Source organism: Agrobacterium tumefaciens, from assembly GCF_013318015.2.
Taxonomy (GTDB): Bacteria; Pseudomonadota; Alphaproteobacteria; order Rhizobiales; family Rhizobiaceae; genus Agrobacterium; species Agrobacterium tumefaciens.
Genome location: NZ_CP115841.1, coordinates 1,348,656 through 1,373,985, shown reverse-complemented (window position 1 = coordinate 1,373,985; position 25,330 = coordinate 1,348,656). Strand labels below are relative to the sequence as shown.

Annotated in this window: 21 protein-coding genes, 1 tRNA gene and 1 pseudogene; 12 read left to right on the top strand and 11 right to left on the bottom strand. The window is 57.8% G+C overall.

The features are described 5' to 3' along the window. Nucleotides 1-22: 22 nt before the first annotated feature. Complete coding sequence (locus G6L97_RS06830; RefSeq protein WP_013636297.1) at nt 23-1,348, top strand: Nramp family divalent metal transporter; 1,326 nt, start codon at nt 23-25, stop codon at nt 1,346-1,348. Between the two features lie 6 nt (nt 1,349-1,354). On the opposite strand, the pseudogene G6L97_RS28200 reads toward G6L97_RS06830, so the two are convergent. The 7 genes and pseudogenes from G6L97_RS28200 to G6L97_RS06800 all read right to left on the bottom strand — a co-directional run bounded on the left by G6L97_RS28200 (nt 1,355) and on the right by G6L97_RS06800 (nt 9,018). Further along, a pseudogene (locus tag G6L97_RS28200) lies at nt 1,355-1,643 on the bottom strand (helix-turn-helix domain-containing protein). A 57-nt stretch (nt 1,644-1,700) separates the two neighbouring features. Continuing rightward, complete coding sequence (locus G6L97_RS06825; RefSeq protein ID WP_065659318.1) at nt 1,701-2,048, bottom strand: hypothetical protein; 348 nt, start codon at nt 2,046-2,048, stop codon at nt 1,701-1,703. Between the two features lie 142 nt (nt 2,049-2,190). Then, complete coding sequence (locus G6L97_RS06820; protein WP_111782462.1) at nt 2,191-6,009, bottom strand: vitamin B12-dependent ribonucleotide reductase; 3,819 nt, start codon at nt 6,007-6,009, stop codon at nt 2,191-2,193. A gap of 382 nt (nt 6,010-6,391) precedes the next feature. Further along, nucleotides 6,392-6,664 carry a hypothetical protein gene (locus G6L97_RS06815; protein WP_155846274.1) on the bottom strand — a complete coding sequence of 91 codons (273 nt, stop codon included), beginning with the start codon at nt 6,662-6,664 and terminating at the stop codon, nt 6,392-6,394. A 22-nt stretch (nt 6,665-6,686) separates the two neighbouring features. Next, complete coding sequence (gpt, locus tag G6L97_RS06810) at nt 6,687-7,184, bottom strand: xanthine phosphoribosyltransferase (protein ID WP_111788326.1); 498 nt, start codon at nt 7,182-7,184, stop codon at nt 6,687-6,689. A 113-nt stretch (nt 7,185-7,297) separates the two neighbouring features. Next, entirely contained in the window at nt 7,298-8,143 is an 846-nt protein-coding gene (locus G6L97_RS06805; protein ID WP_003515639.1) for a universal stress protein, read from the bottom strand. A gap of 83 nt (nt 8,144-8,226) precedes the next feature. Continuing rightward, a complete protein-coding gene (locus G6L97_RS06800; RefSeq protein WP_013636292.1) occupies nt 8,227-9,018 on the bottom strand; it encodes a competence/damage-inducible protein A in 792 nt (263 codons plus the stop codon). Between the two features lie 277 nt (nt 9,019-9,295). On the opposite strand from G6L97_RS06800, the gene wrbA reads away from it, so the two are divergent. Next, nucleotides 9,296-9,895: an NAD(P)H:quinone oxidoreductase type IV gene (gene wrbA, locus G6L97_RS06795; RefSeq protein ID WP_019566148.1), complete on the top strand. Its 600-nt coding sequence runs from the start codon at nt 9,296-9,298 to the stop codon at nt 9,893-9,895. A gap of 509 nt (nt 9,896-10,404) precedes the next feature. Here the strand turns inward: wrbA and G6L97_RS06790 are convergent. Next, nucleotides 10,405-10,650: a DUF982 domain-containing protein gene (locus tag G6L97_RS06790; protein ID WP_003515635.1), complete on the bottom strand. Its 246-nt coding sequence runs from the start codon at nt 10,648-10,650 to the stop codon at nt 10,405-10,407. 83 nt (nt 10,651-10,733) lie between these two features. Continuing rightward, on the bottom strand, nt 10,734-11,015 hold the full coding sequence (locus tag G6L97_RS06785) for a hypothetical protein (protein ID WP_111782464.1): 282 nt from the start codon (nt 11,013-11,015) through the stop codon (nt 10,734-10,736). A gap of 696 nt (nt 11,016-11,711) precedes the next feature. On the opposite strand from G6L97_RS06785, the gene G6L97_RS06780 reads away from it, so the two are divergent. The 8 genes from G6L97_RS06780 (at nt 11,712) to exoR (ending at nt 20,546) form a co-directional block, all read left to right on the top strand. Then, complete coding sequence (locus tag G6L97_RS06780; protein ID WP_003515628.1) at nt 11,712-11,864, top strand: DUF3309 family protein; 153 nt, start codon at nt 11,712-11,714, stop codon at nt 11,862-11,864. Nucleotides 11,865-12,105: 241 nt separating this feature from the next. Next, nucleotides 12,106-12,179: transfer RNA gene (locus tag G6L97_RS06775), tRNA-Cys, on the top strand. Between the two features lie 245 nt (nt 12,180-12,424). Next, complete coding sequence (locus tag G6L97_RS06770; RefSeq protein WP_003515626.1) at nt 12,425-13,096, top strand: protein-L-isoaspartate O-methyltransferase family protein; 672 nt, start codon at nt 12,425-12,427, stop codon at nt 13,094-13,096. A 355-nt stretch (nt 13,097-13,451) separates the two neighbouring features. Next, the gene (gene popZ, locus G6L97_RS06765; RefSeq protein WP_111782465.1) at nt 13,452-14,411 is read left to right on the top strand and encodes a cell division protein PopZ; all 960 of its coding nucleotides are present in this window, start codon (nt 13,452-13,454) and stop codon (nt 14,409-14,411) included. 193 nt (nt 14,412-14,604) lie between these two features. Beyond that, a complete protein-coding gene (locus G6L97_RS06760; RefSeq protein WP_019566150.1) occupies nt 14,605-17,448 on the top strand; it encodes a valine--tRNA ligase in 2,844 nt (947 codons plus the stop codon). Nucleotides 17,449-17,897: 449 nt separating this feature from the next. Beyond that, nucleotides 17,898-19,187 carry an outer membrane protein transport protein gene (locus G6L97_RS06755; protein WP_003515621.1) on the top strand — a complete coding sequence of 430 codons (1,290 nt, stop codon included), beginning with the start codon at nt 17,898-17,900 and terminating at the stop codon, nt 19,185-19,187. Between the two features lie 269 nt (nt 19,188-19,456). Beyond that, complete coding sequence (locus tag G6L97_RS06750; RefSeq protein ID WP_233283652.1) at nt 19,457-19,765, top strand: hypothetical protein; 309 nt, start codon at nt 19,457-19,459, stop codon at nt 19,763-19,765. Further along, nucleotides 19,752-20,546, top strand: a complete 795-nt coding sequence (gene exoR / locus G6L97_RS06745; RefSeq protein WP_003515620.1) for an exopolysaccharide production regulator ExoR — start codon at nt 19,752-19,754, stop codon at nt 20,544-20,546. The genes G6L97_RS06750 and exoR overlap by 14 nt, the downstream gene beginning before the upstream one ends. Before the next feature lie 129 nt (nt 20,547-20,675). On the opposite strand, the gene xth is transcribed toward exoR, so the two are convergent. Next, nucleotides 20,676-21,473: an exodeoxyribonuclease III gene (gene xth / locus G6L97_RS06740; RefSeq protein WP_003515617.1), complete on the bottom strand. Its 798-nt coding sequence runs from the start codon at nt 21,471-21,473 to the stop codon at nt 20,676-20,678. 222 nt (nt 21,474-21,695) lie between these two features. Continuing rightward, nucleotides 21,696-22,028 carry an iron-sulfur cluster insertion protein ErpA gene (erpA, locus tag G6L97_RS06735; protein ID WP_003515615.1) on the bottom strand — a complete coding sequence of 111 codons (333 nt, stop codon included), beginning with the start codon at nt 22,026-22,028 and terminating at the stop codon, nt 21,696-21,698. Between the two features lie 229 nt (nt 22,029-22,257). On the opposite strand from erpA, the gene G6L97_RS06730 reads away from it, so the two are divergent. Both G6L97_RS06730 and argS read left to right on the top strand, forming a co-directional pair. Then, nucleotides 22,258-23,475: a deoxyguanosinetriphosphate triphosphohydrolase gene (locus tag G6L97_RS06730; RefSeq protein ID WP_003515612.1), complete on the top strand. Its 1,218-nt coding sequence runs from the start codon at nt 22,258-22,260 to the stop codon at nt 23,473-23,475. Nucleotides 23,476-23,551: 76 nt separating this feature from the next. Then, on the top strand, nt 23,552-25,309 hold the full coding sequence (argS, locus tag G6L97_RS06725; protein ID WP_111782490.1) for an arginine--tRNA ligase: 1,758 nt from the start codon (nt 23,552-23,554) through the stop codon (nt 25,307-25,309). The last annotated feature ends 21 nt before the right edge of the window (nt 25,310-25,330 follow it).

Genomic DNA, 25,330 nt, shown 5'->3' with positions numbered 1-25,330 from the left:
TTTCCATTTGAAAGTTCGCAAGATGGACAAGCCTGTCTTTGGATGGCGGCGGAATGGCGACGATCTCTCGCTGTCCGACGTTCACAGCTCGATCAAGATAAGCCCGAATGCCGGTACGTTTCGCCGGGCGATGGCGTTCTTCGGACCCGGATATCTCGTCGCGGTCGGTTACATGGACCCCGGCAACTGGGCAACGTCGCTCGCCGGCGGTTCCAAGTTTGGCTACACGCTGCTGACGGTGGCGTTGATATCGAACATCATGGCCGTCGTTCTACAGGCGCTCTGTGCCCGTCTGGCGATTGCTTCCGGGCGCGATCTGGCGCAGGCCTGTCGCGATGCCTATCCGAAACCGGTGGCGATGGTCCTCTGGCTGCTGGCCGAAATCGCAATCATCGCGACTGATATCGCCGAGGTCATCGGGACGGCTATCGGCCTCAACCTGATTTTCGGCATTCCGCTCGAACTTGGCGTCCTCATCACGGCGCTTGACGTGTTCCTGATCCTTTATCTGCAAAGGCTTGGCTTCCGCTGGGTGGAAGCGCTTGTCATCACGCTTCTCGGCGTCATCGCGGTGTGTTTCGCCATTCAGCTGGCGCTGGCCGATCCCGACTGGAGCCAGGTGATTCGTGGTTTTGCGCCGACGACGGAGATCGTCACCAACCCCGAGATGCTCTATCTGGCGCTTGGCATTCTGGGCGCGACGGTTATGCCGCATAATCTCTATCTGCATTCAGGGATCGTGCAGACGCGCGCCATCGGCGAGACGCTGGCCGAAAAACGCGAGGCGCTCAAATTCGCGACACTCGATTCAACCATCGCCCTGACGTTTGCTCTCGTCATCAATGCCGCGATCCTCATCCTCGCAGCGGCGACCTTCAACAAAACGGGTCAGACGAACGTTGCCGAACTGGGTGAAGCGCATAGTCTGCTCGCGCCGCTGCTCGGCCTTGCGATTGCGCCGACGCTGTTCGGGGTGGCGCTTTTGTGCTGTGGCATCAACTCCACTGTTACGGCAACGCTTGCGGGCCAGATCGTGATGGAAGGTTTCCTCAAGATGCGGCTTGCCCCGTGGCTGCGCCGCCTCATCACCCGAGGCATCGCCATCATCCCCGCCGCCGGCGTCACCATCGCCTTCGGCGAAAGCGGCACGTCTCAACTGCTGATACTGACGCAGGTGGTACTGAGCCTACAACTTTCCTTCGCCGTCTTCCCGCTGGTCATGTTCACCGCCGACCGCGCCAAGATGGGTGAACTGTGCGCCCCGCGATGGCTCTCGGCGTTTGCATGGCTCATCGCAGTGGTAATTGCGGCGCTGAATGTGAAGCTGCTGTTTGATTTTGTGGGGTAAGGCGCGTCAGGCCGCGCCTCTACGGAGCGCAGCCGGCGTACCTTCGGGATCGACGGCCATGACATTCAGATAGGCGCGGGCCGGTTGATTCGGCTCGCTGCGGCTCTGTTCCCAATCGCGCAAAGTTTCGAGCGGAATGTGATAGCGGGCAAAAAAACTCTTCCTGCGTCAACTTCAGTGCCCGGCGAATGATCTTGATGCGCGGCATTTTCTTGGCAGCAGCGAACTGTTCGGCGGAAAGCGGCCGATTGTCGGGATCGGCGAGCGCATTGGCTTCCGCTTATTCGTCGGTCATGGCGTGAAAACGGGCCTATCTGGCTCGGTCGATTTTACCCGATTATTGGCTCTGAACTCAACTTTCATTGCTTTCATCCTTAACTCTAAAGCCTGTGAGATGAAACGTGACGTCGGGAAACGTAGGATTGTCGCCAAGCAAGGTCTTTTTCCCGAGGCTTTCTCCGGCCATCTGCGCCAGCAACGCACTAGATACGTAAAGTCCAAACCAGAAAGGGAATGATAAATAAATGAAGAACGGGGCTAATATGTAAAACAAACCGCTAATATGATCTGTTAAATACGCAATTACGGTGGCCGGCACAGCAGTATATAAAAATAGCTTTATTGCATGAAAAATGAGTCTCGCGAGATTTTTCTGCTGATACAAATTATATGCTTCACGGGCCTGTGCAGTTTTCGTCATTTTAAGTCCAATTTTACGAGCACTTATCAGTGATCGAAAGACGTTAAACTGCTGGCTGACAGATTTTAGGTTTCGGACTGGCCAATATTTCGTTGGCCAGTCCTTAGTTGGTTCTTCGTATCAAACTAACAGAAGAGATATCTTACGAGCAACCGCTCGTCGCACCGCAAGTATCGCACTTCTCGCAAGTGCCATTCCGCACCATCGTGAAGTTCTGGCATTCCGAGCACATGTTGCCGGTATAGCCTTGCGCGATCGAGCGCATGCGGCGTTCGTTTTCCTTCTTCTTGGCTTCCGCCTTGGCCGATGCCGCGTCGGCGGCGGCCTTGTCGGAGAAGAGGGCGGTGGCGGTCTGCTTGGCTTCCTGAACCACGTCGTCGATTACCTCTTCGGCAATCTCTTCCGCCAGTTCCTTGGCGCGTTCTTCATAATCGCGCTTGAAGGAGACGATTTCCGAGGTGGAGATCGCGACTGTCGGTTCCAGCTTGCGGGCTGCTGAGCCTGCAAAGGAAGTGACGTTGGCCGAGGCGCGGGCGGGCGCTGCCGTTGCCGAGCCCTTGGGTTCGGAAGCAGCACGTTCGCCTTCGTTGTTGGAAACCAGCGTCGGCTTGTAACCGCGCGTCCAGCCGGTGGAGAGCAGATTGGTCTTGCCTTCCTGGATACCCTTGCCGAGTGCGGTATTTGAGAAATCCGACGTATCGACATGAGCGAGGTCGTGGCGGCCGAGATAGGATACGGCGAGTTCGCGGAACACGTAGTCGAGGATCGACGTGGCGTTCTTGATCGCGTCGTTGCCCTGCACCATGCCGGCCGGCTCGAACTTGGTGAAGGTGAAGGCCTCCACATATTCTTCCAGCGGCACGCCATATTGCAGGCCAAGCGAAATGGCGATGGCGAAGTTGTTCATCATCGCACGGAAGGCAGCGCCTTCCTTGTGCATGTCGATGAAGATTTCGCCGATGCGGCCGTCACCGAATTCGCCGGTGCGCAGATAGACCTTGTGACCGCCGACCGTTGCCTTCTGGGTGTAACCCTGACGGCGGTTCGGCAGCTTTTCACGCTCGCGCGATACCCGCTCGATGACGCGCTCGACGATCTTTTCGGTGATCGTCACGGCCTGCTGGGCGAGCGGCTGCTGGATCAGTTCTTCAACGAAGTCTTCGTCGTCCTCATCTTCCACCAGCGAAGCGTTGAGCGGCTGGGAAAGCTTGGAGCCATCGCGGTAAAGGGCGTTGGCCTTGAGCGCCAGCTTCCAGGACAGCATGTAGGCCGCGCCGCAATCTTCCACGGTTGCATCATTCGGCATGTTGATCGTCTTGGAGATCGCACCCGAAATGAACGGCTGTGCTGCCGCCATCATGCGGATATGCGATTCGACCGATAGATAACGCTTGCCGATCTTGCCGCAGGGGTTGGCGCAATCGAATACGGCCAAGTGCTCGTTCTTGAGGAACGGTGCGCCTTCCAGTGTCATCGCACCGCAGACGTGCACATTGGCCGCTTCGATGTCCTTTTTGCTGAAGCCGAGGTGCTCCAGCAGGTTGAAGCTCATGTCGGACAACTGCTCATCGGAAACCTTGAGCGTGCCCTTGAGGAAATCGGCGCCCAGCGTCCACTGGTTGAAGACGAACTTGATGTCGAAGGCGCTTTTCAGTGCGCCGTTGACGGCTTCGATCTTCTCATCGGTGAAGCCCTTGGCCTTCAGCGTCGAGGGATTGACGGCAGGTGCCTGGTTGAGATTGCCGTGGCCAACGGCATAGGCTTCGATTTCGGCGATCTGGCTTTCCGAATAACCGAGCGAACGCAGGGATTCCGGCACGGCGCGGTTGATGATCTTGAAGTAGCCGCCGCCGGCGAGCTTCTTGAATTTCACCAGCGCGAAGTCCGGCTCGATGCCGGTCGTGTCGCAATCCATCACAAGACCGATCGTACCTGTCGGCGCGATCACGGTGGTCTGGGCGTTGCGGTAGCCATGCTTTTCGCCAAGCTCCAGCGCCTTGTCCCACGCAGCCGTGGCGTGGGCGACAAGGTCCTGATCCGTGCAATCGGAATGGATGAGGGCAACCGGGTTCACCGACAGGCCTTCATAACCGTAGGAAAGGCCATGGGCGGCGCGGCGGTGGTTGCGGATGACGCGTAGCATGTTGTCGCGGTTCGGCGCAAAGCCCGGGAAGGGGCCAAGCTCGCCAGCCATTTCAGCCGAGGTGGCATAGGAAACGCCGGTCATGATGGCGGTCAGCGCACCGGCAATGGCGCGGCCTTCGTCGCTGTCATAGGGAATGCCCGAGGACATCAGCAGGCCGCCGATATTGGCGTAGCCGAGGCCGAGCGTGCGGTATTCGTAGGAGCGTTCGGCAATCTGGCGCGAGGGGAACTGCGCCATCATGACCGAGACTTCGAGAACGACGGTCCACAGGCGAACCGCATGTTCATAATCGGCGATGTCGATGCGCTTCGTTGCCTGATCCTTGAACTGAAGCAGGTTCAGCGAAGCAAGGTTGCAGGCCGTGTCATCGAGGAACATATATTCCGAGCACGGGTTGGAAGCACGGATCGGGCCTTCGGCCGGCGAGGTGTGCCAGTCGTTCATGGTGGTGTTGAAGTGCAGGCCGGGGTCGGCCGATGCCCAGGCGGCGTGGGAAATCTTTTCCCATAGGTCGCGGGCCTTCAGCGTCTTCATGACCTTGCCGTCCTTGCGGGCGGTCAGGTTCCAGTCACCGTCGTTTTCAACAGCGCGCAGGAAGTCATCCTTCAGCGATACGGAGTTGTTGGAATTCTGGCCTGAAACCGTGAGGTAGGCTTCGGAATCCCAATCCGTGTCGTAGGTCTTGAACTGGATGTCCTTGTAACCCTGCTGCGCGAACTGGATGACGCGCTTGACGTAGTTTTCCGGCACCATGTCCTTCTTGGCAGCGCGGATTTCGCGCTTCAGGGCAGGGTTCTTGGCCGGGTCGAAGCAATCGCCGTTATCTGCCTCGCAATTGACGCAGGCCTTCATGATTGCCTTGAGATGCTTGGCAACGATCTTGGAACCGGTGACGAGAGCGGCAACCTTCTGCTCCTCGTTCACCTTCCAGTCGATATAGGCTTCAATATCGGGATGGTCGGCATCAACGACGACCATCTTGGCCGCACGGCGGGTGGTGCCGCCAGACTTGATTGCGCCGGCTGCCCGGTCGCCGATCTTGAGGAAGCTCATCAGGCCGGAGGACTTGCCGCCGCCGGAAAGCTTTTCGCCTTCGCCGCGCAGGTAGGAGAAGTTGGAGCCGGTACCGGAACCGTATTTGAACAGGCGCGCTTCACGCACCCACAGGTCCATGATGCCGCCTTCGTTGACCAGATCGTCTTCGACAGACTGGATGAAGCAGGCATGCGGCTGCGGATGTTCGTAAGAGGACTTGGACTTGGTCAGCTTGCCGGTGAAGGGGTCGACGTAGAAGTGGCCCTGGCCCGGGCCGTCGATGCCATAGGCCCAGTGCAGGCCGGTGTTGAACCACTGCGGGCTGTTGGGGGCTACACGCTGGGTCGCCAGCATATAGGCAAGCTCGTCGCGGAAGGCGAGTGCGTCTTCCTCGGTGGAGAAATATTTGCCCTTCCAGCCCCAGTAGGTCCAGGTGCCAGCCAGGCGGTCGAAAACCTGACGCGCATCGGTTTCGGAGCCATAACGCTCACCCTCGGGGAGGTCCTTCATGGCCTTCTCATCGGCAACCGAACGCCACAGGAAGGAAGGAACATCGTTTTCCTCAACCTTCTTAAGCACCTTCGGCACGCCGGCCTTGCGGAAGTATTTCTGCGCCAGAACGTCGGTCGCGACCTGGCTGAACTGCGCGGGAACGTCGATATCCGCCAGACGGAACACGATGGAACCGTCCGGGTTCTTGATTTCACTGACGGCCTTGCGGAATTCGATTTCCGCATAAGACGATTGGCCGGGCTTCGTGAAGCGGCGTTCGATGCGCATGGTTTCGTGTCCTCGTCCATTGGGCGCCCGGCAAAGGGCGCAAAAATTCGTTCCAGCCGTGCGAACTATGCGCGCAGCCGGTTTTTGCCGATCTGTAAGGGATGTTCATCCTTGGATGTGATCCCTGTATCTCGTGGCTTATTTGGCTGCAAGAGTCATGTGAGTACTAAATATAGTATCAACAGCTTCCTGCCGCCAGTCCCCGCGTCATGTTTTTGGCGGTATCCGCAAGGCACGCAAAATCCACCGGCGAACCGCCCCCTGATGGTCGGGACGCCCCTTCTGGACTTGCGAACTGAGATTGAAAGGAACCGGCCTCGTTACTTTCCGGTCCGTTGCCGCCGCAACATAACTGTCACTTTCCTCCTGCGGCATAGATTCGTCAAGCCATAGATTGAAACCGTTTTTTAACCACAAGATATTGTGTGCAGCGCCTGTGGAAAACGGGGATAGCAAAAGCGTTCAAAAAAATCAGTGACTTGGCGTGAGACTTTGAAGCTTGCGCGAGGCTGGTTTCCGCAGCGGAAAGCAAAAACCCCGCATTTCCGGGGTGCGGCATAAAGGCGACACTGCGGTTTTTCCGTGTTTTTTTGCCGTTACCAAAAAAGCATTTCCACACAAAAAAACCGCCCCGAAGGGACGGCTTTTCAGGCATGGTTTTGGGTTGCGACAGGCGATCAGCCGCGCGATCCTTTTGCGATCGGTTCCTGATAGGCGAAGCCCATGTCCCAGGGGAAATAAATCCAGGTGTCCTGGCTGACCTCGGTGACAAAGGTGTCAATGGTCGGCACGCCCTTCGGCTTGGCGTAAACGCAGGCAAAATGCGCCTTCGGCAACATTTCGCGCACTTCCAGTGCGGTCTTGCCGGTGTCGGTCAAATCGTCAACGACGAGCACGCCTTCGCCGCCGTCGGACATCAGCTCCGGCGCCACGCCCTTCAGGAGAACCGTGTCGCCCTGGTTGACGTAATCGTGGCGGGTGGCGATGCAGACCGTATCGATCAGGCGGATGTTCAGCTCGCGGGAAATGATCGCTGCCGGCACGAGACCGCCGCGGGTGATACAGACGATCGCCCGGAACTCCCGGCCAAGGCCGGCAAGACGCCACGCAAGCGCGCGGGCGTCGCGGTGAAACTGATCCCAGGTTACGGGAAAGGCTTTATCGGGAAGGGACATGTCGTCTACCATCTGGTCAAAATTGTCGATGGCTTTGGCTAATAGCCGCAAGACCTGCAAAAAGGCAAGCATTGCGCGCAGGCTCTTGCGGCTTCATCCACGGCTACCGGTGTTTAACGCGACAAAAGCGTCATCGCCGTCATGGAATCGAGCAGCGTGCGCGTCACGCCGCCGAACAGCAATTCCCACCAGCGGGAATGGCCGTAGGCGCCCATGACCAGAAGGTCGATGCTGTGGTCTGACAGCCGGTTTTCGATAGCCGCCTGCGGCGAGATGCCGGCGATTTTTTCCTGCGAGGTTACCGTGACGTTGACGCCGTGGCGGGCGAGTGTTGCGGCCAGTTCGGTTCCGGCAAGTCCAGACGATTGCGTTTCGCTCTCGGCCTGATCGACGGAGAAGATCTCGACGCTCTCGGCTGCAATCAGGAAGGGCAGGGCATCGAAGGTGGCGCGTGTTGCCTCGCGGGAACCGTTCCAGGCGATCAGCACACGCTTGACCGGTTTGGCAACCGTCAGCACATGCGGAACGAGAAGAACAGGGCGGCCGCTTTCATGGAGAAAGCCGTCTATATCCGAGCGGCTGTCGGAGAGTGCGGAGGAGTTGCTCTGGCGGGCGACGATGAGATCGGCGCAGCGCGCGCTATCGATTGCCGATGACGAGGCGTAACCCACCGAGGTTACAAAGCTGCGCCACTCATGCGAGATGCCATTGGCAGACAGCGTGTGTTCGAAGAGGTTTCCAACATCCGTGGTTTCCTTGTGCGCCACGTCCTGAAGCACCTGAACGGTAGCGGGGTCGGGAATTTCCATCGGCGCGACGAGCGGAACGGCGGCCAGCGTTTCCATGTGCAGGCCAATCACATGCGAGGAAAACTGGTTGGCAAGACTTACCACGAAATCGCCGAGCTTTTGCGTGTTCTCCACATTGTCGATCACTGCCAGTATCGTTTTGTAACCCATTTTTTTGCTCCTCGGTGACGCGTCGTTTTTGGGAGAGTGGCTGTGCCGGGTGCCACCTTGATTTTGGTCAATCCGCTTCAGTCTCAGGCGGTTGCATCGCCCTTGCTGGCCGACAGTGTTTTTTCCTGACCAATGGTTTCGATCATCGTCGCCACTGCATCCGCCGCCGCTTTCAGGACGGTGGCATCACGGGCGCGCACGACGATCTCCGTCGAAAAGCGTTGTCCGTCATATTTCGGGTAGGAGCCGATGCTGGTTTCCGGGTGCGCTTTCTGGATTGCGGTCAGCGGCGTGCCGATGTCACCTTCGCCATAGGGAGACCGCACCGACTGCGACATGACTTTCGCGCCGGTGCGCAGCGTTGGCATGACATTATCCAGCATGGCCTGAAACACCTGCGGAACGCCGGCCATGACGTGGACGTTGCCGATGACGAAGCCGGGGGCGACCGAGACGGGATTGGCGATGTGGCTTGCCCCCCTTGGCATGCGTGCCATGCGCTTGCGCGCTTCGGTGAATTCCATCTCGCGCACACGGTACATGTCACCCAATATCCGCAAAGCCTCGGCATCGTGCTCGCAGGGCAGGCCGAAAGCCACGGATACCGCATCAGCGGTGATGTCGTCATGGGTCGGGCCGATGCCGCCGGAGGTGAAGACATAATCATAGCGGGCGCGCAGCGCATTCAGCGCTTCGACGATTGCATGCTCCTCGTCGGCGACGATGCGCACTTCCTTCAAGTCTATTCCGGACATGGTGAGCACATCCGCGAGGTGCCCGATATTCTTGTCCTTGGTGCGTCCCGACAGCAATTCGTCGCCGATGGCGAGCATGGCGGCGGTCACGACGGATGGGGTGGGTGAGGGATTGGACATGGGGGTACTCGTCAGCTGTTTTGTCCGACGTTAGTCCGCCGCCCGGTGAATGCAAAGCGGTTTTGAAAAAATGTCTATCTGTGAAAGGTTGACGTTCCGGCGTTTCGTTCACTGATTGCGAACAGTGCGTATGCGGATGCACCGCTGGTGTGGGACCGGCCTCTGGGCTACCTTTGCATCACATGCTTGTAACTGGTCACCACTAATGATCATCGCGTTCTTAAAAAGGCTTCTGGCTGGTACGCCTGAGACGATTAACCCTAAGGATACAAAGAAAATGACAAAAGTTCTTGTGCTTTATTATTCATCTTACGGCCATATCGAGACGATGGCATATGCCGTTGCCGAAGGCGTGAAGTCTGCCGGCGCGGAAGTTGTCGTCAAGCGCGTTCCGGAACTGGTTCCTGAGGAAGTCGCCAAATCCTCGCACTTCAAGCTCGATCAGGCTGCTCCCATCGCGACTGTTGACGAACTGGCAGAATACGATGCCATCATCGTCGGCGCCGGCACCCGCTTCGGCACGGTTGCCTCACAGATGCGCAATTTCTGGGACCAGACCGGCGGTCTGTGGTTTGGCGGCAAGCTTGTCGGCAAGGTCGGCTCGGCCTTCACGTCGTCGGCCACGCAGCACGGCGGTCAGGAATCGACCATCCTTGGTTTCCTCCCCACCTTCCTGCACCACGGCATGGCCGTTGTCGGTCTGCCCTATGCTTTCCAGGGCCAGATGGGCGTCGATGAAATCAAGGGCGGCTCGCCTTATGGCGCCTCCACCATCACCGATGGCGACGGCTCGCGTCAGCCTTCTGCTATCGAACTGGAAGCAGCACGCTATCAGGGCGCACATGTCGCCAAGCTGGCCGCCAAGCTTTCCGCTTGAGCCTGCATTGCTGGAAAAAGAAATGCGGCCCGAAAGGCCGCATTTTCTTACCCCGGCATCTAACGTCGCCGGTACCGCAGGGAATGATTTTTAAGGCGGGTCAGATCGGCAGGTTGACCATGAAAAGGCAGCTTGCAATCACGACGCCGAGCATGGAAATTTCGAGAAAACCATTCAATCCGTCACGCATTTCAATCCTCCTTGTTGATCGAAGAGAGAACGGAAAAGATTTATCGCGGTTCCATAACAGCAGAATGAAATTTAGGAAATTTTAATGCCCTGCCGCTCCGCCACAATACGGAGTGGACATCGGTGCTTCAGCCGGTAACGACGAAGGCGACCACGAGGTGGCCGAGAAGGCCGATGGCGAGGCAGGAGAGGAGAAATATGAACAGGGCTTTTTTCATGTTTCCAGAAGCTTCCATCTGATTTAACCCTTTAAACCTGTTGTCCTGACTTGTTTCGCCTCAGGACGCCATTTTAATTCTCGACCATGGGTCTTGATGCCGTCAGGCCTTGATGTCGAGACCAGCCTCGATTGCGGCAGCGATGAAGGCCTTGCGCGCATCCTCCGGCTTTTTCCTGCCGGCATCGACGGCGGCGCAGACCAGCAACGCCGCGTCCAACGCATCGCCATCCTCTATCGGCCAATCCTCGATCATGGCCCAGGACGCCGCCTGCGTGGTCTCGATGCTCGTATAGTCGCCCGGCGTTTCGAACGCGATCAGGACGGGTTTTTGCCAGCGCGTGTTCATCGCTCATCCGTGTTGGTTATCGTGCCCGGCTCTAAACCAAGCGGGCAGAATGCGCAATTGGTTTCGGTTGGCTTGCGGTGCGGTCAGTCGTCGCGTCCGAACAGCCAATCGCGAATGATGCGGCGGTCTATGAGTTCGAGCGAGCGATCGGGCGCAATGCGATAGGTTTCCACCGCCCTCGTGCTGCCGTCGATGCGGAACTCGTGGCTGAAGGTACTGCCGATCGGCGATTTCGTCAGCTTGGTGCGCGGCTGGTCCTTATAGGTGATGCTGCCGGGGATCGGTTCGACATAAGCGGCCGGGCCTGTGGTCGTGCAGCCCGCAAGCGTAAGCGCGATTGCGGCCAATGATACGAGCGTTTTCATCCTGTCCTCCGAAGTGCGTCTGCGAAAACGATATGGAGGCGCAACGGTTCCCCGCGAGTGATAAAGGGCAGAGCTATTCGCACCTGCTACTTGCGTCTCGGATTTTGAGTGTCGCGCGCGACCCAGCGGAAGAAAGCGTAGACGAGCAGGCCGAAGATGAAAAGCGGGATGAGGTTCGCAAAACCGGACATATGATTCTCATTTCTCCCTCCCGATCCGGGGTCTAACCGGAGAGAAAGAGGCAAGGCAAGCGTGGCGTGCAGCGCCGCAGGTAAAATGTCCGTGTGCCTGTTTGGGGAACGGTTTGCGTGCGGCGGGAAGATCGCCGGAGAAGAAGGAAACAGGTGAGACCTGGCGCACTGCCAGTGATACCAGGTCTCCCAGTCCCCCGCCAGTTTCAGGGAACGGGTGACTTGATTTAGTATGACGAACGGCATGCGATATACATAGACCGAGAAATTACCTCGAATAAATCGCTACCTTGGTCGATCACCCCGGGGCCTGGGCGTGGTGCGTAGCTAATTGCTGCCGCCATGCGCGCACGACCCGCCGCGTTGTCCGCAAATGCCGTTTAACCCGTTGAATCGGCTGGAGATGCATTCTCGGCCCACGCCATAAGCGGATGAAGTAAACGGAACTTTTTGCGTGTTTGATCATTAAATACAGCGCATACCTATTATTCATGGAGGGCTAAACATGATCGGCACCATTCTCGTTATCCTCATCATTCTTTTCCTGATCGGTGCTTTGCCAAGCTGGGGTTACCACAATTACGGTTATGGTCCCTCGGGTGGCCTCGGACTGGTTCTGGTCATCGTCCTCGTTCTTGTTCTGCTGGGTCGCATCTGATCGATCCGCATTGAAGATGCAGCGACTGCCCGCACCCGCGCAAAAGCGCCGGTTGCGGGCATTGTTTCTTCTGGAATATGAGTGAGATACAAAAAATGACGGAATCCGAAGGGCTTAGGACGTGGACTATTGCCCTTTGTCCATCGGATCGGAAAAAACAGCACATTCGGAACGAACCCTCTTGCGCGCATAATGGATTCGTTCTAAATGCCCGCCATCGCTCGAATTCATGAGCGTGTGAGGCCTCGTGGCGGAGTGGTGACGCAGAGGACTGCAAATCCTTGTACCCCGGTTCAATTCCGGGCGAGGCCTCCAAAAATTTCACCGAATAAAACCTGTTTTTTTGAACCTTTGGCTAACATTGCGGTCATCGGCTGCCCTTGCCGTTCTAAAAAATCCCGGCCATTTCGCTTTTTCCAGCACTTAGGGCTCACCGCGCTTGAAAGCGCAGGCTTGGGCAATTATGAGATTGTTTAAAGGCGAGGGGAGACCCGCGCCGTTTTGAGCTTTTGGGGCCGAGGCTTCCCGACCGGCATCCGCGAAATTGAGGCGATAACGATATGATGGATTTCGAAACCGCACGCGCCAATATGGTCGACAGCCAGTTGCGCACGACCGACGTGACGTCGCATTCTGTGCTGAAGGCGTTTTTGAGCGTGCCGCGCGAAGCTTTCGTGCCGGCGGGTGTGCGGCAGATTGCCTATGTGGACGAGGATCTGCAGATCTGTCCCGCCCGGGATGGTCGCCCGGCCCGTTACGTCATGAAGGCCTCGCCGCTGGCGAAGCTTTTGCAGCTTGCGGCGGTGACCAAGGAAGACGTGGTGCTGGAAGTCGGTGGCGGCGCCGGTTATACCGCGGCCATCCTGTCCCAGCTCGCCGGTTCGGTGGTTTCGCTCGAATGCGACGAAACGCTGGCGGCAGAGGCGACTGAGACGCTGGCCTCGCTCGGATATGACAATGTTGCTGTTGTCACCGGCGATCTCGAAAAGGGTTATGCGGGCGAAGCACCCTATGACCTGATTTTCATCAACGGCTCTGTCGAGGAAGTGCCGGCGGCACTGACCGACCAGCTGCGCGATGGCGGACGTCTGGTTGTCGTTGTCGGATACGGTAACGCTGCCAAGGCAACCGTTTACCGTCGCGATGGCAACAGCACCTCGGCTGCAACCTCTTTCAACGCGTCGATCAAGCCTCTGCCCGGTTTTGCCAAGGCGGCCGAATTCGTTTTCTGATCTTTAAAAGCGATCATTGTTTTGGACGCCGGGGTGGACTTTCCGTCCCGGCGTTTATTTTTGCGGGTGCCGCACCGGCAGACCCGCTTCGCCCACCCAATTGCCCAAAAAAACCATTCTCACAAAGCTGTGCATCACGGCGAAACTTGTCGAATCAGTGATTTAGTTCCTGACTATGCTGCCCTAGACTAAGTGTGATTCGGGGTGTGCGTATTTCTACCCCTTTTCAGGCCATCGGCCCGAAAACCGGAAGCGATTTTCGACAGGAACGGTGTGCAGATTTAAAATGTTGGAGCGTCCTTTGGGCGTCCGTATGGACGCAAGGCGGTCTAGAGAGTGGAAACCGGGGATTGATATGGCTCAGCCAAGCGTAGCGCGTGAACCGTCCATGGAAGAGATCTTGGCGTCCATACGCCGGATCATCGAAAGCAACGAGACCGGGCCTACCGGTGCGTTTTCCGGGCAGTTGCCGCCTGTCTATGACGACGAAGACGATGGCGCAGGCGAAGCGTCCTTCGTGACGGAGGCCATCAGCCCGCCGGCGCGCGTTCCCCCCGCCGCAAACCAGGCATTTGGCGCAAGGCCGGTGCAGGATTTTTCCACGGCCGCCGAAAAGCAGACGCCAGAACAGCAGGAAATCTCGGCCGAGAAAAGCATGTCGCTTGCCGATGTTGCCGCCCGCGTTCGCGCTGCCGCCGACCGCAACGCTGCCATGGGGCCGCAGGCATTTGCCGCCCAGGCGCAGCGTGAGCCCGCGCAGGCAGCCCCGGCCGCTCATTCCTCCAGCGTACCGCAGCCTTCGGCTGCGCAACAGGTTGAACGCCCTGCGCCGCAGCGCCCGACGGATGTGCGGCCGCTGCTGGCGGCCGCTGCCGCGAGCACCAGTGAACAGCCGGCAGCTTTTGCCGCCGAGGATCGTGCTGCTGCTGCTGCTGTCGAGAGCGCAGCTTTCGAGAACCGCTTCGACCAGCTGACGCTGCGTGGCGCCATCGAAACGCCTGTAGCCCAGGATCATTTTGAGATTTCGGTGCAGGAACCTGCTGTCGAGATGCCTTCATTCGATCTGGCCGAACCCAAGGAAGAGGGCGGTTTGTCGCTCAACCTCATTTCCGAGGCTGCCGGTGCGCAGATCGCCCGTTCCTTCAGCGAACTTGCGGAAATTTTCGATGGCGTCGAACGACGCTCGATCGAGGATATGGCCGCCGAAATGCTGCGTCCGATGCTGCAGGACTGGCTGGAAGACAATCTGCCGACGCTGGTGGAGCGTCTCGTGCGTGAGGAAATCGAACGTGTGGCGCGCGGCTCGCGCCGCTAGGCTCTGTTCGTCCGCATCTTGTAACATGCGCGAGATAATGAAACAGAGGCCGCTCCGGCACCGGGGCGGCTTTTTTGTTGAAGATGAAGGCGCTATGGGGTCATAGTCGCTGACGGGTCGGTTTCTGTTGACTCTCGACCATCCATCCTTATTTAAAAAATCCACACAAGAACTCTAAAATTCAGGTCAGGAAATGCTCGAAAAGACCTACGATTCCGCATCCGTCGAACCGAAAATCGCCAAAGCCTGGGACGAGGCGAACGCTTTTCGTGCCGGCGCCAACGCCAAACCGGGCGCGGAAACCTTCACCATCGTCATCCCGCCGCCGAATGTCACCGGCTCCCTGCATATGGGCCATGCGCTCAACAACACGCTTCAGGACATATTGGTCCGCTTCGAGCGCATGCGCGGCAAGGACGTGTTGTGGCAGCCGGGCATGGACCATGCGGGCATCGCCACGCAGATGGTCGTCGAGCGCAAGCTGATGGAACAGCAGCTTCCGGGCCGCCGCGAAATGGGCCGTGAGGCCTTCGTAGAGAAGGTCTGGGAATGGAAAGCCGAATCCGGCGGTTTGATCTTCAACCAGCTGAAGCGCCTCGGTGCGTCCTGCGACTGGTCGCGTGAGCGCTTCACCATGGATGAGGGTCTGTCCGAGGCCGTTCTCGAGGTGTTCGTCACCCTTTACAAGCAGAACCTGATCTACAAGGACAAGCGCCTCGTCAACTGGGACCCGAAGCTGCAGACCGCGATTTCCGACATGGAAGTCGAACAGCTGGAAGTGAAGGGCAACCTTTGGCACTTCCGTTATCCGCTGGAAAAGGGTGTGACCTATCAGCACCCGATCGCATTTGACGAGGAAGGCAAGCCCACCGAGTTCGAAACGCGCGATTACATCGTTGTTGCTACCACGCGGCCAGAAACCATGCTCGGCGATACCGGTGTTGCGGTGAACCCGGAAGACGAGCGCTACAAGGGCATCATTGGCAAGCATGTCATCCTGCCGATCGTTGGCCGCAAGATCCCGATCGTTGCCGATGACTATGCCGATCCGACGGCCGGAACTGGCGCCGTGAAGATCACGCCTGCGCACGACTTCAACGATTTCGAGGTCGGCAAGCGTTGCGGTCTGCGCGCCATCAACGTCATGAATATCGATGGCACGATCTCCATCAAGGAGAACGAGGATTTCCTCGAGGGCCTCAATCATCCGGCGGCGCTGCACGGCGCATGGGATCGCCTCGAAGGACAGGATCGTTTCTTCGCCCGCAAGGTCATCGTCGAAATCTTCGAGGAAGCCGGCCTGCTCGACAAGATCGAGCCGCACAAGCACGTCGTGCCGCATGGCGACCGTGGCGGCGTGCCGATCGAGCCGCGCCTCACCGACCAGTGGTGGGTGGACAACAAGACGCTGGCTCAGCCGGCCATTGCCTCGGTTCGCGAAGGCCGCACCAATTTCGTGCCTAAGAACTGGGAAAACACTTATTTTCAGTGGATGGAGAACATCCAGCCCTGGTGTATCTCGCGGCAATTGTGGTGGGGACACCAGATTCCGGCATGGTACGGCCCTGACGGGCAGGTCTTCGTTGAAAAGACCGAGGAAGAGGCGCTTCAGGCCGCTATCCAGCATTATATTGCCCATGAAGGTCCGTGGAAGGCCTGGGTCGAGGAGAAGCTTGAAAACTTCAAGCCGGGTGAAATTCTGACCCGTGACGAAGACGTTCTCGATACTTGGTTCTCATCGGCGCTGTGGCCGTTCTCGACGCTCGGCTGGCCGGAAAAGACACCGGAACTGGCGCGCTATTATCCGACCAACGTGCTTGTCACCGGTTTCGACATCATCCCGTTCTGGGTCGTCCGCATGATGCAGATGGGTCTGCATTTCATGAAGGACGATGCCGGCAATCCGGTCGAGCCGTTCAGCACCGTCTACATCCACGCGCTGGTTCGCGACAAGAACGGCCAGAAGATGTCCAAGTCCAAGGGCAACGTCATCGATCCCCTGGAACTGATCGACGAATACGGTGCGGATGCGCTGCGCTTCACGCTCGCCATCATGGCGGCGCAGGGTCGTGACGTGAAACTCGATCCGGCACGTATCGCCGGTTATCGCAACTTCGGCACGAAGCTATGGAACGCCACGCGTTTTGCCGAAATGAACGGCGTAAAGCGCGATCCGCATTTCCTGGCCGAAACCGCATCGCTGACGATCAACCGGTGGATCCTGACCGAGCTTGCCAACACCGCGCGCGATGTGACGGCGGCTCTTGAGAACTTCCGGTTCAACGATGCATCCGGCATCCTCTACCGTTTCGTCTGGAACCAGTTCTGCGACTGGTACCTGGAACTGCTCAAGCCCGTGTTCGGTGGCGAGGATGAGGCGGCAAAGGCGGAATCGCAGGCCTGCGCGGCCTATGTTCTGGATGAGATCTACAAGCTCCTGCATCCCTTCATGCCTTTCATGACGGAAGAGCTGTGGGCGCATACGGCGGGCGAGGGCGAGGAGCGGGCTGATCTTCTCTGCCTTACCGACTGGCCGACTCCGGAATTCCGCGACGATGCCGCGGCTGCGGAAATCAACTGGCTGATCGATCTGGTTTCGGGCATCCGCTCGACGCGTGCCGAGATGAACGTGCCGCCTGGCGCCACCGCATCGCTGGTGGTGGTGGGTGCCAATACCTCGACAGAAGCGCGGCTGGACCGCCATGCCGCCGCCATCCGGCGCCTGGCGCGTGCCGATGAAATCCGTGGTGCCGACGTGGCGCCAAAAGGTTCCGCGCAGATCATCATCGGTGAGGCCACCGTCTGCCTGCCGCTCGGCAACCTCGTCGATCTCGCGGCCGAAAAGGCCCGTCTCGAAAAGGCGATCGGCAAGGTGGACGCGGAGATGGAACGCATCGACAAGAAGCTGTCGAACGAAAAATTCGTGGCCAATGCCGATCCGGAGGTTGTGGCCGCCGAGCGCGAGCGTAAGGCGGAACTGGAAGTTCAGCTGACAAGTCTTCGAACCGCCCTGCAGCGGGTCAGCGAAGCAGGATAAGGTTCCAGTTGCGTGTAAAATCAAAACGCCCCGTGAAAACGGGGCGTTTTGCGTTCTGTCAGGGCTGGCTCAATTCATTGCTGCGTTGCAATGGCGAATCATGCACTGCGTTACAGCGCGATTATTTTTGCCGCGAGGCGCACAAAACCGCGCGGGAAGACGAAAAAGATCAATAAAAACGGCCTGATAAGCGATTTTCTTCGGAAACGTCCAACTGTGGTTATTTGGCGACAATTCCGGTGCGGATTGGGAGTTTGTTTCGTTTTGTGTCGTTTTTTCTAATTGGATTAGAATAATAGCCTAAAATGATTATGTAAGATGCCAAACATCAAAAACTTACGTAAAAAAATGGCCATCCGGTGGCAACCGCGCCGCGCCACGGCAGATTGTCATTTGCCGCAAAGCATTTCACTCTCTCAATGATCACATTGCCTTGATTGGGGAGAGAGATGGCAAAAACTGCATTTTTTCGCGGCGCAGTATGTTTCGTAGCCAGCATCGCGGCGGTCACGCCTTCACTGGCGGGCGGCCTCGAGCGCGGTGGCTACAATATCGACCTGCTGTTCGACCCGTCCGACTATGTTCTCGACAGTTCCGCTACATTCGTTGCGCCACAGCGCAAGGTTGAGAATGCGCGTGACAATCCGCTGAAGAGCGGTCCGCTGCCTGCGACTTGGTCAAGGAGCGCAGATGACTCTGAAAACTTCTGGTCGACCCGCATCGGCGCCAAGGCGGCAATCGGCGATTTCGGCGACTGCATGTTCGATTATTCGCAGCCTTGGGGCGCGCACCTCAATCCCGGCATCTGGCAGGGATCGAGCTACAATATCGAAACCAAGGTAAAGTCGCACAATTACGCCACCACCTGCCGTGTGAAGTTTGATCTTGGCAAGGGCGACTTCTCGATTATTGGCGGCGGCTTTTACCAGGAGATCAGCGGTTATAAATACCGTCAGGTTCTTGGCCCAGCTGTTCTTGGCCTCAATCCGGCCTGGTCCAGCTTCAGCGGCGTCGGCAAACTTGAGATGGAAGGTGACGGTTGGGGTTGGCGCGCCGGCGTTGCCTACGAAATCCCCGAGGTCGCCTTCCGGGCGAGCCTTGTTTATAACAGCGCCGTCGATCATGACCTGACCGGTTTCGCCGACGTCAGAGGAGTTCCGCAGACGCCGCCGTCCATCTCTCCGACGCTGGCGAAATACGGCGGCAAGCTGGTGCCGATCTATGGCTCCGTTTCGATGCCAGACAGCATCGAACTGAAGGTGCAATCCGGCATAGCGCCGGACTGGCTCGCTTTCGGTTCGGTGAAGTGGACTGACTGGAGCCAGATTCAGGTCATTCCTTTCTGCGCGGTAGGGACGTCTCCCTGCGTTCCGAGCGGCGCTGACACGCTGAACACGCTAGACCTGTTTTATCGTGATGGCTGGACGATCTCCGGCGGCGTTGGTCATAAGTTCAACGAGCAGTGGAGCGGTGCTGTGAGCCTGACCTGGGATCGCGGTACATCGACTGTTATCGGCACCCAGACCGACACCTGGACGCTGGGCACGCAGATCGTCTACTCGCCGAACAAGAATATCGAGTTCAAGGTTGCCGGTGCTCTCGGCCTCCTGACCTCCGGTAGCTCATCCATCAACGGTGGACCTTGCGGTGCGGGCTTCACCTGCGGCAACGAGGCGGGCTACGACTTCGGCAACGATCTCGTGGCTGCGATCTCTACGGGCGTCAAGGTCAAATTCTGACACCATTCGCCACACCTGAACGAAAAGAAAGGTCCGGTTTACCAACCGGACCTTTTTTCATTCCCGACTATGATTCCTGCTCGATAAAAATTTCTAGCCCGAAAGTTTTGTGACGATTTGGCAACACTTTTCTGCAAGCGTGGTGCCGCGTTGGAATGTGGGCATATCTGTCCATTTCCCGCCACAAACAAGGTGCTTGGCTTCTGTTTATGGACGCGGGGATGGAAGAACATGCAGGCGTTTGATGTGGGCCTGCGGAGTTGCGAAGAGTGAAAACGGGTTTGGATTCAGGGTTTAAGCAAGTAATACGGGAATTTGATCCGGGTTTCTTGTTTGGCGCTGACCGGCAGGCGGTCAAACGCCGTTATATTGCCGGAAATTATGCCTATATCTGTCTCACTGAAAATTTGGAGCAATTGCCGCATATGACCACCGGCAGTGCGCTGGAAAGTGCTGCCGGAAAGACGCAGTGTGTTCGAAAAATCGCGACCCGGCGGGGTTCAGCTTTGCAGTATTCCGCAAGTATTGGCTATATGCCGGGAAGAGTGAGAGAAGTTCGCCTAAATGCTGAAATGTGAAGCACATGTTCTAAAGCCGCTCATCATGAGCCTTTTGCTTGCGTCGCTCGCAATGCCGGTGCTGGCTTTTGACATCAACGCAGGCGTTACCAAGGAATCCGGGCCCTTCGACCTGTTCAAGTTCGGCTTCAAGGCCTACAAGAACGGTAACAAGGACGAAGCCGTCGAGGCCTATCGCTATGCGGCCGAAAAGGGCCATACCGGCTCGCGCTGGGCGCTTGCCAATATGTATGCCTTCGGCGATGGCGTTGCCAAGAACGACTTCGAAGCCTTCAAGATTTACAGCGAAATTGCCAGCCAGGGCGTCGAGCCGGGCTCCGAGGATACCGGCTTCTTCGTCAACGCGCTGCTTTCTCTTGCCGATTATTACCGCCACGGCATTCCCGGCACTCCGGTAAAGATGGACCTGTCGCAGGCCCGCCAGCTCTATTTTCAGGTGGCTTCCACCTTTGGCGTGGCTGAGGCCCAGTTCCGTCTGGCGGAAATGATCCTTGCGGGTGAGGGCGGCCGGGCGGATGTGCAGCAGGCCAAGAAGTGGCTCAATCAGGCACGCAAGCACGGCCATGCCGGCGCCATGTCGATTTTCGGTAATCTGCTTTTCCAGGAAGGCCAGACGACGCAGGGGCTCGCCTTCATGACGGCCGCGCTCGACAAGTGCACGGCGGTGGATTGCACCTGGATCCAGACCCTTCAGGAACAGGCTTTTTCGCTCGCGGGTGAAAACGATCGCCGCGCGGCTATCGCGCTGGCGCAGAACATGCAGATCGACGATCCGAACTGACAATTATGTCTATTGTGGCTGAGGCGACTTAGAGCGCGTCCTGTTTAAACGGGCTCGCTTGCCGTGCTCTAACTCTTTGTTTCGGCTTACTTTTACCGGAAATTCTCTAACTCGCCCGGCGAGCGCCGTTCAATTGATCGGCGTAAAATTGAAATAACCGCAGACCGGTACGTGGTCTGACGGTTTTTCCCAGGCCCGCACATGTTTTTCGATGCTCACCGATTCCAGCCTGTCGGCCGCTTCCGCCGACAGCATCAGGTGATCGATTCGGATGCCGTTATTCTTAGGCCATGCGCCAGCCTGATAATCCCAGAAGGAATAAAGTCCGGGTTCATCCGTCGTCGCGCGTGCGGCATCGGTAAAGCCGAGATTTTCCAGCCTGCGGAATGCCGAGCGTGTCTTGGGCAGGAACAGCGCATCGCCAGCCCAGACCCGCGGATCGTGGCAATCGAAGGGTTCGGGGATGACGTTGTAGTCACCCGCCAGAATAAGCGGCTCCTCAAGCGCAAGGCGATCTTCGGCAAAGCGGCGCAGCCGCTCCATCCATGCGAGCTTGTAGGGATATTTGACCGGATCGTCAGGCGGATTGCCGTTCGGCAGGTAGAGCGAGCAGACCCGGATCGCACCGCCATCAACGGAGAACACGCCCTCGATGAAGCGCGCCTGTTCATCGGCATCGTCGCCCGGCAGGCCGCGATTGATCTCGTCGGGCTTCATCTTCGACAGAAGGGCGACGCCGTTGAAACCCTTCTGGCCATGGGTCTCGACGTGATAGCCGAGCGCTTCCAGCTCAAGGCGGGGAAAGCCTTCGTCAACCGACTTGATTTCCTGAAGGCAAACGATGTCGGGCGATGAATCCTTCAACCACTGGCAGAGGTTTTCGATACGCGCCTTGACGCCGTTGATGTTCCAGGTGGCAATCTTCATCGGAGTTTCCCTTTTGTGAGGTTACTTTTACCCGATGCAAAAGCGATTGCCACCGTTTTTGGAAACGGCGGGTGAGGATGTGGTGGATAGAAGCCAGGGCAGGGTAGATCAACAGCTATGGATGCACCGCAGCTCCCCAAACCCTCATTCCTGTGACGAGCGCAGGAACGAGGGCGGAGAGAAAGGCGTGAATGATCTCAAGCTTGGCGCTTGATATCACCATCAAATAGAAAAGCTGGTGCCGCAGCCGCAGCTTGCGACCGCGTTCGGGTTCTTGATCTGGAAGGACTGGCCGAGCAGATTGTCGACGAAGTCGATTTCAGAGCCGGCCATATAGACAACCGACAGGCTATCGATCAGCACCTTGGCGTCTCCGCGCGCAATCACGATGTCGTCATCGGCGGGGTCTTCCGCCAGATCGAACTTGTAGGAGAAGCCCGAGCAGCCGCCGCCTTCCACCGAAACGCGCAGAGCCTGCTTGCCCGCATCCGCTGCGACGATCTGGGCGATTCGCTTCGCTGCGGCTTCCGAAAGTGTAATGTCGCTGTTTTCCATGTCGTTCCTCGTGCCGGGGTCAAGAACCGGAGAGCAATAGATTTGTCGCCACCATTATAAACCAGTCAAATAAACGGTCTATAGCGATGTCCGCAACGGCCTTTGCAGCGATGATGCTTTGCGCCGACCTTTGCGATAGGTATGAAGGGTGGATGAAAAGGTCAATGGTCAAAGGCCATGGACTTCGGGTCAAAGGAAGTCCCGGCCAGAGAACAGTACAGGTGGATGAATGATTATAGACCAGCGCGCATTGGGTTTCGGAAGTGGCGAGAGGGCGGTTTTCGCCTCTGATCCATGGACCACGCGCGGGCGTCTTTTTGCCGAGGAGGGGAGCCTGACGCGCTCGGAGTTCCAGCGCGACCGGGACCGCATCGTCCACACCACGGCCTTTCGCCGGCTTAAACACAAGACGCAGGTTTTCATCAGCCCTGACGGCGACCATTACCGCACCCGGCTCACCCACACGATTGAGGTTGCGCAGATTGCCCGCGCACTCGCACGTGCTCTGAAGCTGGACGAGGATCTGGCCGAGGGCGTGGCTCTGGTGCATGATTTCGGCCACACGCCGTTCGGCCATACTGGTGAGGATGCGCTGGATGCGGTGTTGTTGCCCTATGGCGGCTTCGATCACAACGCGCAGTCGCTGCGCATCGTCACCAAGCTGGAGCGCCGCTACGCCGAATATGACGGCATCAACCTGACATGGGAGACGCTGGAGGGGCTGGTGAAGCACAATGGCCCGCTGGTCAATGCCGAGGGCGAGGGCGTGAAGGGCCCGGTTCCGCTGCCCATCCTCGAATATTGCGAGCTGCAGGATCTGGAAATCGGCAGCTATGCCAGCCTTGAGGCACAGATGGCGGCTATTGCCGACGACATCGCCTATAATACCCATGATATCGATGACGGCCTGCGTGCCGGTTATCTGAGCTTCGAGATGCTGGAAGAGGTGCCTTTCCTCAGCAAGCTGATGGCTGAGGTACGTGCGAAATATCCCGTGCTCGACAAGGAACGCTTCGCCAATGAAATCATGCGCCGCCAGATCACCCATATGGTCGAGGATGTAATCGGGGTCGCGCAGCAGAATCTTTCCCGGCTGAAACCGAAGAGTGCGGCCGATATCCGCGCCGCTGATTTTACCGTCGCGACTTTCTCGCCGGAAATGGCTGAAACCGACAGGCAGATCAAGAAACTGCTGTTTGCCCATATCTACCGGCATCCGGAAATCATGCGCATCCGCGCCGGCGCTACGCAGATCGTTACCGACCTTTTCCACCGTTATATGGAAGTGCCGGCAGAGATGCAGAGTCACTACTGGGTGGACAGCATTTCCGGTATGAGCAAGGCCGCAAAAGCCCGCCATGTGGGGGATTATCTGGCCGGTATGACCGACAGTTATGCACTGCGCGCCCACCAGCGGCTGTTTGACCACACCCCCGATTTGCGATAGGGCAGCGGGCGATCGCGAAGCCAACCCGGTTATGATGGCCGGACATGAACAGAAGCCCTTCGCGCAGGTTGGAACGATGAACATTTTTGCCGATTTCGATACCAGGATCAAAAACGCGCTCGAGACTCTCGATCTCGTGAAAGAGAACCGCGAAAAGGTCGATTTCAGTCGAATTACGGTCGAATCCCCGCGCGATCTCAGCCATGGCGATGTCGCAACCAATGCCGCTATGGTTTTGGCGAAGCCGCTCGGCACCAATCCGCGGGCGCTGGCCGAACTCATCGTGCCAGCACTTCAGGCCGATGGCGATGTCGATAGCGTCAACGTCGCCGGTCCCGGCTTCATCAATCTCAAGGTCTCTGTCGGTTACTGGCAGCGTCTTCTTGCCGACATGATCGGGCAGGGCATCGATTTCGGCCGCTCGAAGATCGGCGCGGGCCAGAAGATCAACGTCGAATATGTCTCCGCCAACCCCACCGGTCCTATGCATGTCGGCCATTGCCGTGGTGCTGTCGTGGGTGACACGCTGGCGAACCTGCTCGCCTTCGCCGGTTATGGCGTGACCAAGGAATATTACATCAACGACGCCGGCTCGCAGATCGACGTGCTCGCGCGTTCGGTCTTCCTGCGTTACCGCGAGGCGCTTGGCGAAGATATCGGCGCCATTCCGTCGGGCTTCTACCCCGGTGACTATCTCGTTCCAGTCGGCCAGGCGCTGGCGGATGAATATGGCATCAAGCTGCGCGCCATGCCCGAGGAAAAGTGGCTGCCTATCGTCAAGGACAAGGCGATCGCCGCAATGATGGTGATGATCCGTGAGGATCTGGAGACGCTGAACGTCAAGCACGACGTGTTCTTCTCGGAGCGCACGCTGCATGAGGGCAATGGCGGACCCATTCTCTCGGCCATCAACGATCTCACCTTCAAGGGCCACGTCTACAAGGGCACCTTGCCGCCGCCGAAGGGCGAGTTGCCGGAAGACTGGGAAGACCGCGAGCAGACGCTGTTCCGGTCCACCGAGGTGGGTGACGACATGGACCGCGCGCTGATGAAGTCGGACGGTTCCTACACCTATTTTGCCGCCGACGTCGCCTATTTCAAGAACAAGTTCGATCGCGGTTTTTCCGAGATGATCTATGTGCTCGGCGCCGACCACGGCGGCTATGTGAAGCGGCTTGAAGCGGTTGCGCGCGCCGTCTCGGAAGGCAAGTCGAAGCTGACGGTTCTTCTGTGCCAGCTCGTGAAGCTGTATCGCGATGGCGAGCCGGTGAAGATGTCGAAACGCTCAGGCGATTTCGTCACGCTGCGCGATGTGGTGGACGAAGTAGGTCGCGATCCCGTGCGATTCATGATGCTCTATCGGAAGAATTCCGAGCCGCTGGACTTCGATTTTGCGAAAGTGACCGAACAATCGAAGGATAATCCGGTCTTTTACGTGCAATATGCGCACGCCCGTTGCATGTCCATCTTCCGTCAGGCGCAGGAAGCGTTTCCGGGTCTTTCGCTCTCGCAGGACGACATGTCGTCTTCCGTTGCTTTGATTAGCGATATCAACGAGTTGCAGCTGGTTGCAAAGCTTGCTGAGTACCCGCGCCTGATCGAATCCGCAGCCCTTGCGCACGAGCCGCACAGGCTTGCTTTTTACCTCTACGATCTCGCCAGTTCCTTCCATGGACACTGGAACAAAGGTAAAGACCATCAGGAATTACGTTTTATTAACGATAAAAACCGAGAATTGAGCATTGCCAGACTCGGGCTGGTGAATGCTGTCGCGAATGTTTTGAAGTCTGGTCTTACGCTTTTAGGAGCGGACGCGCCTGACGAGATGCGATAACATATCACCATTATTTGCTCA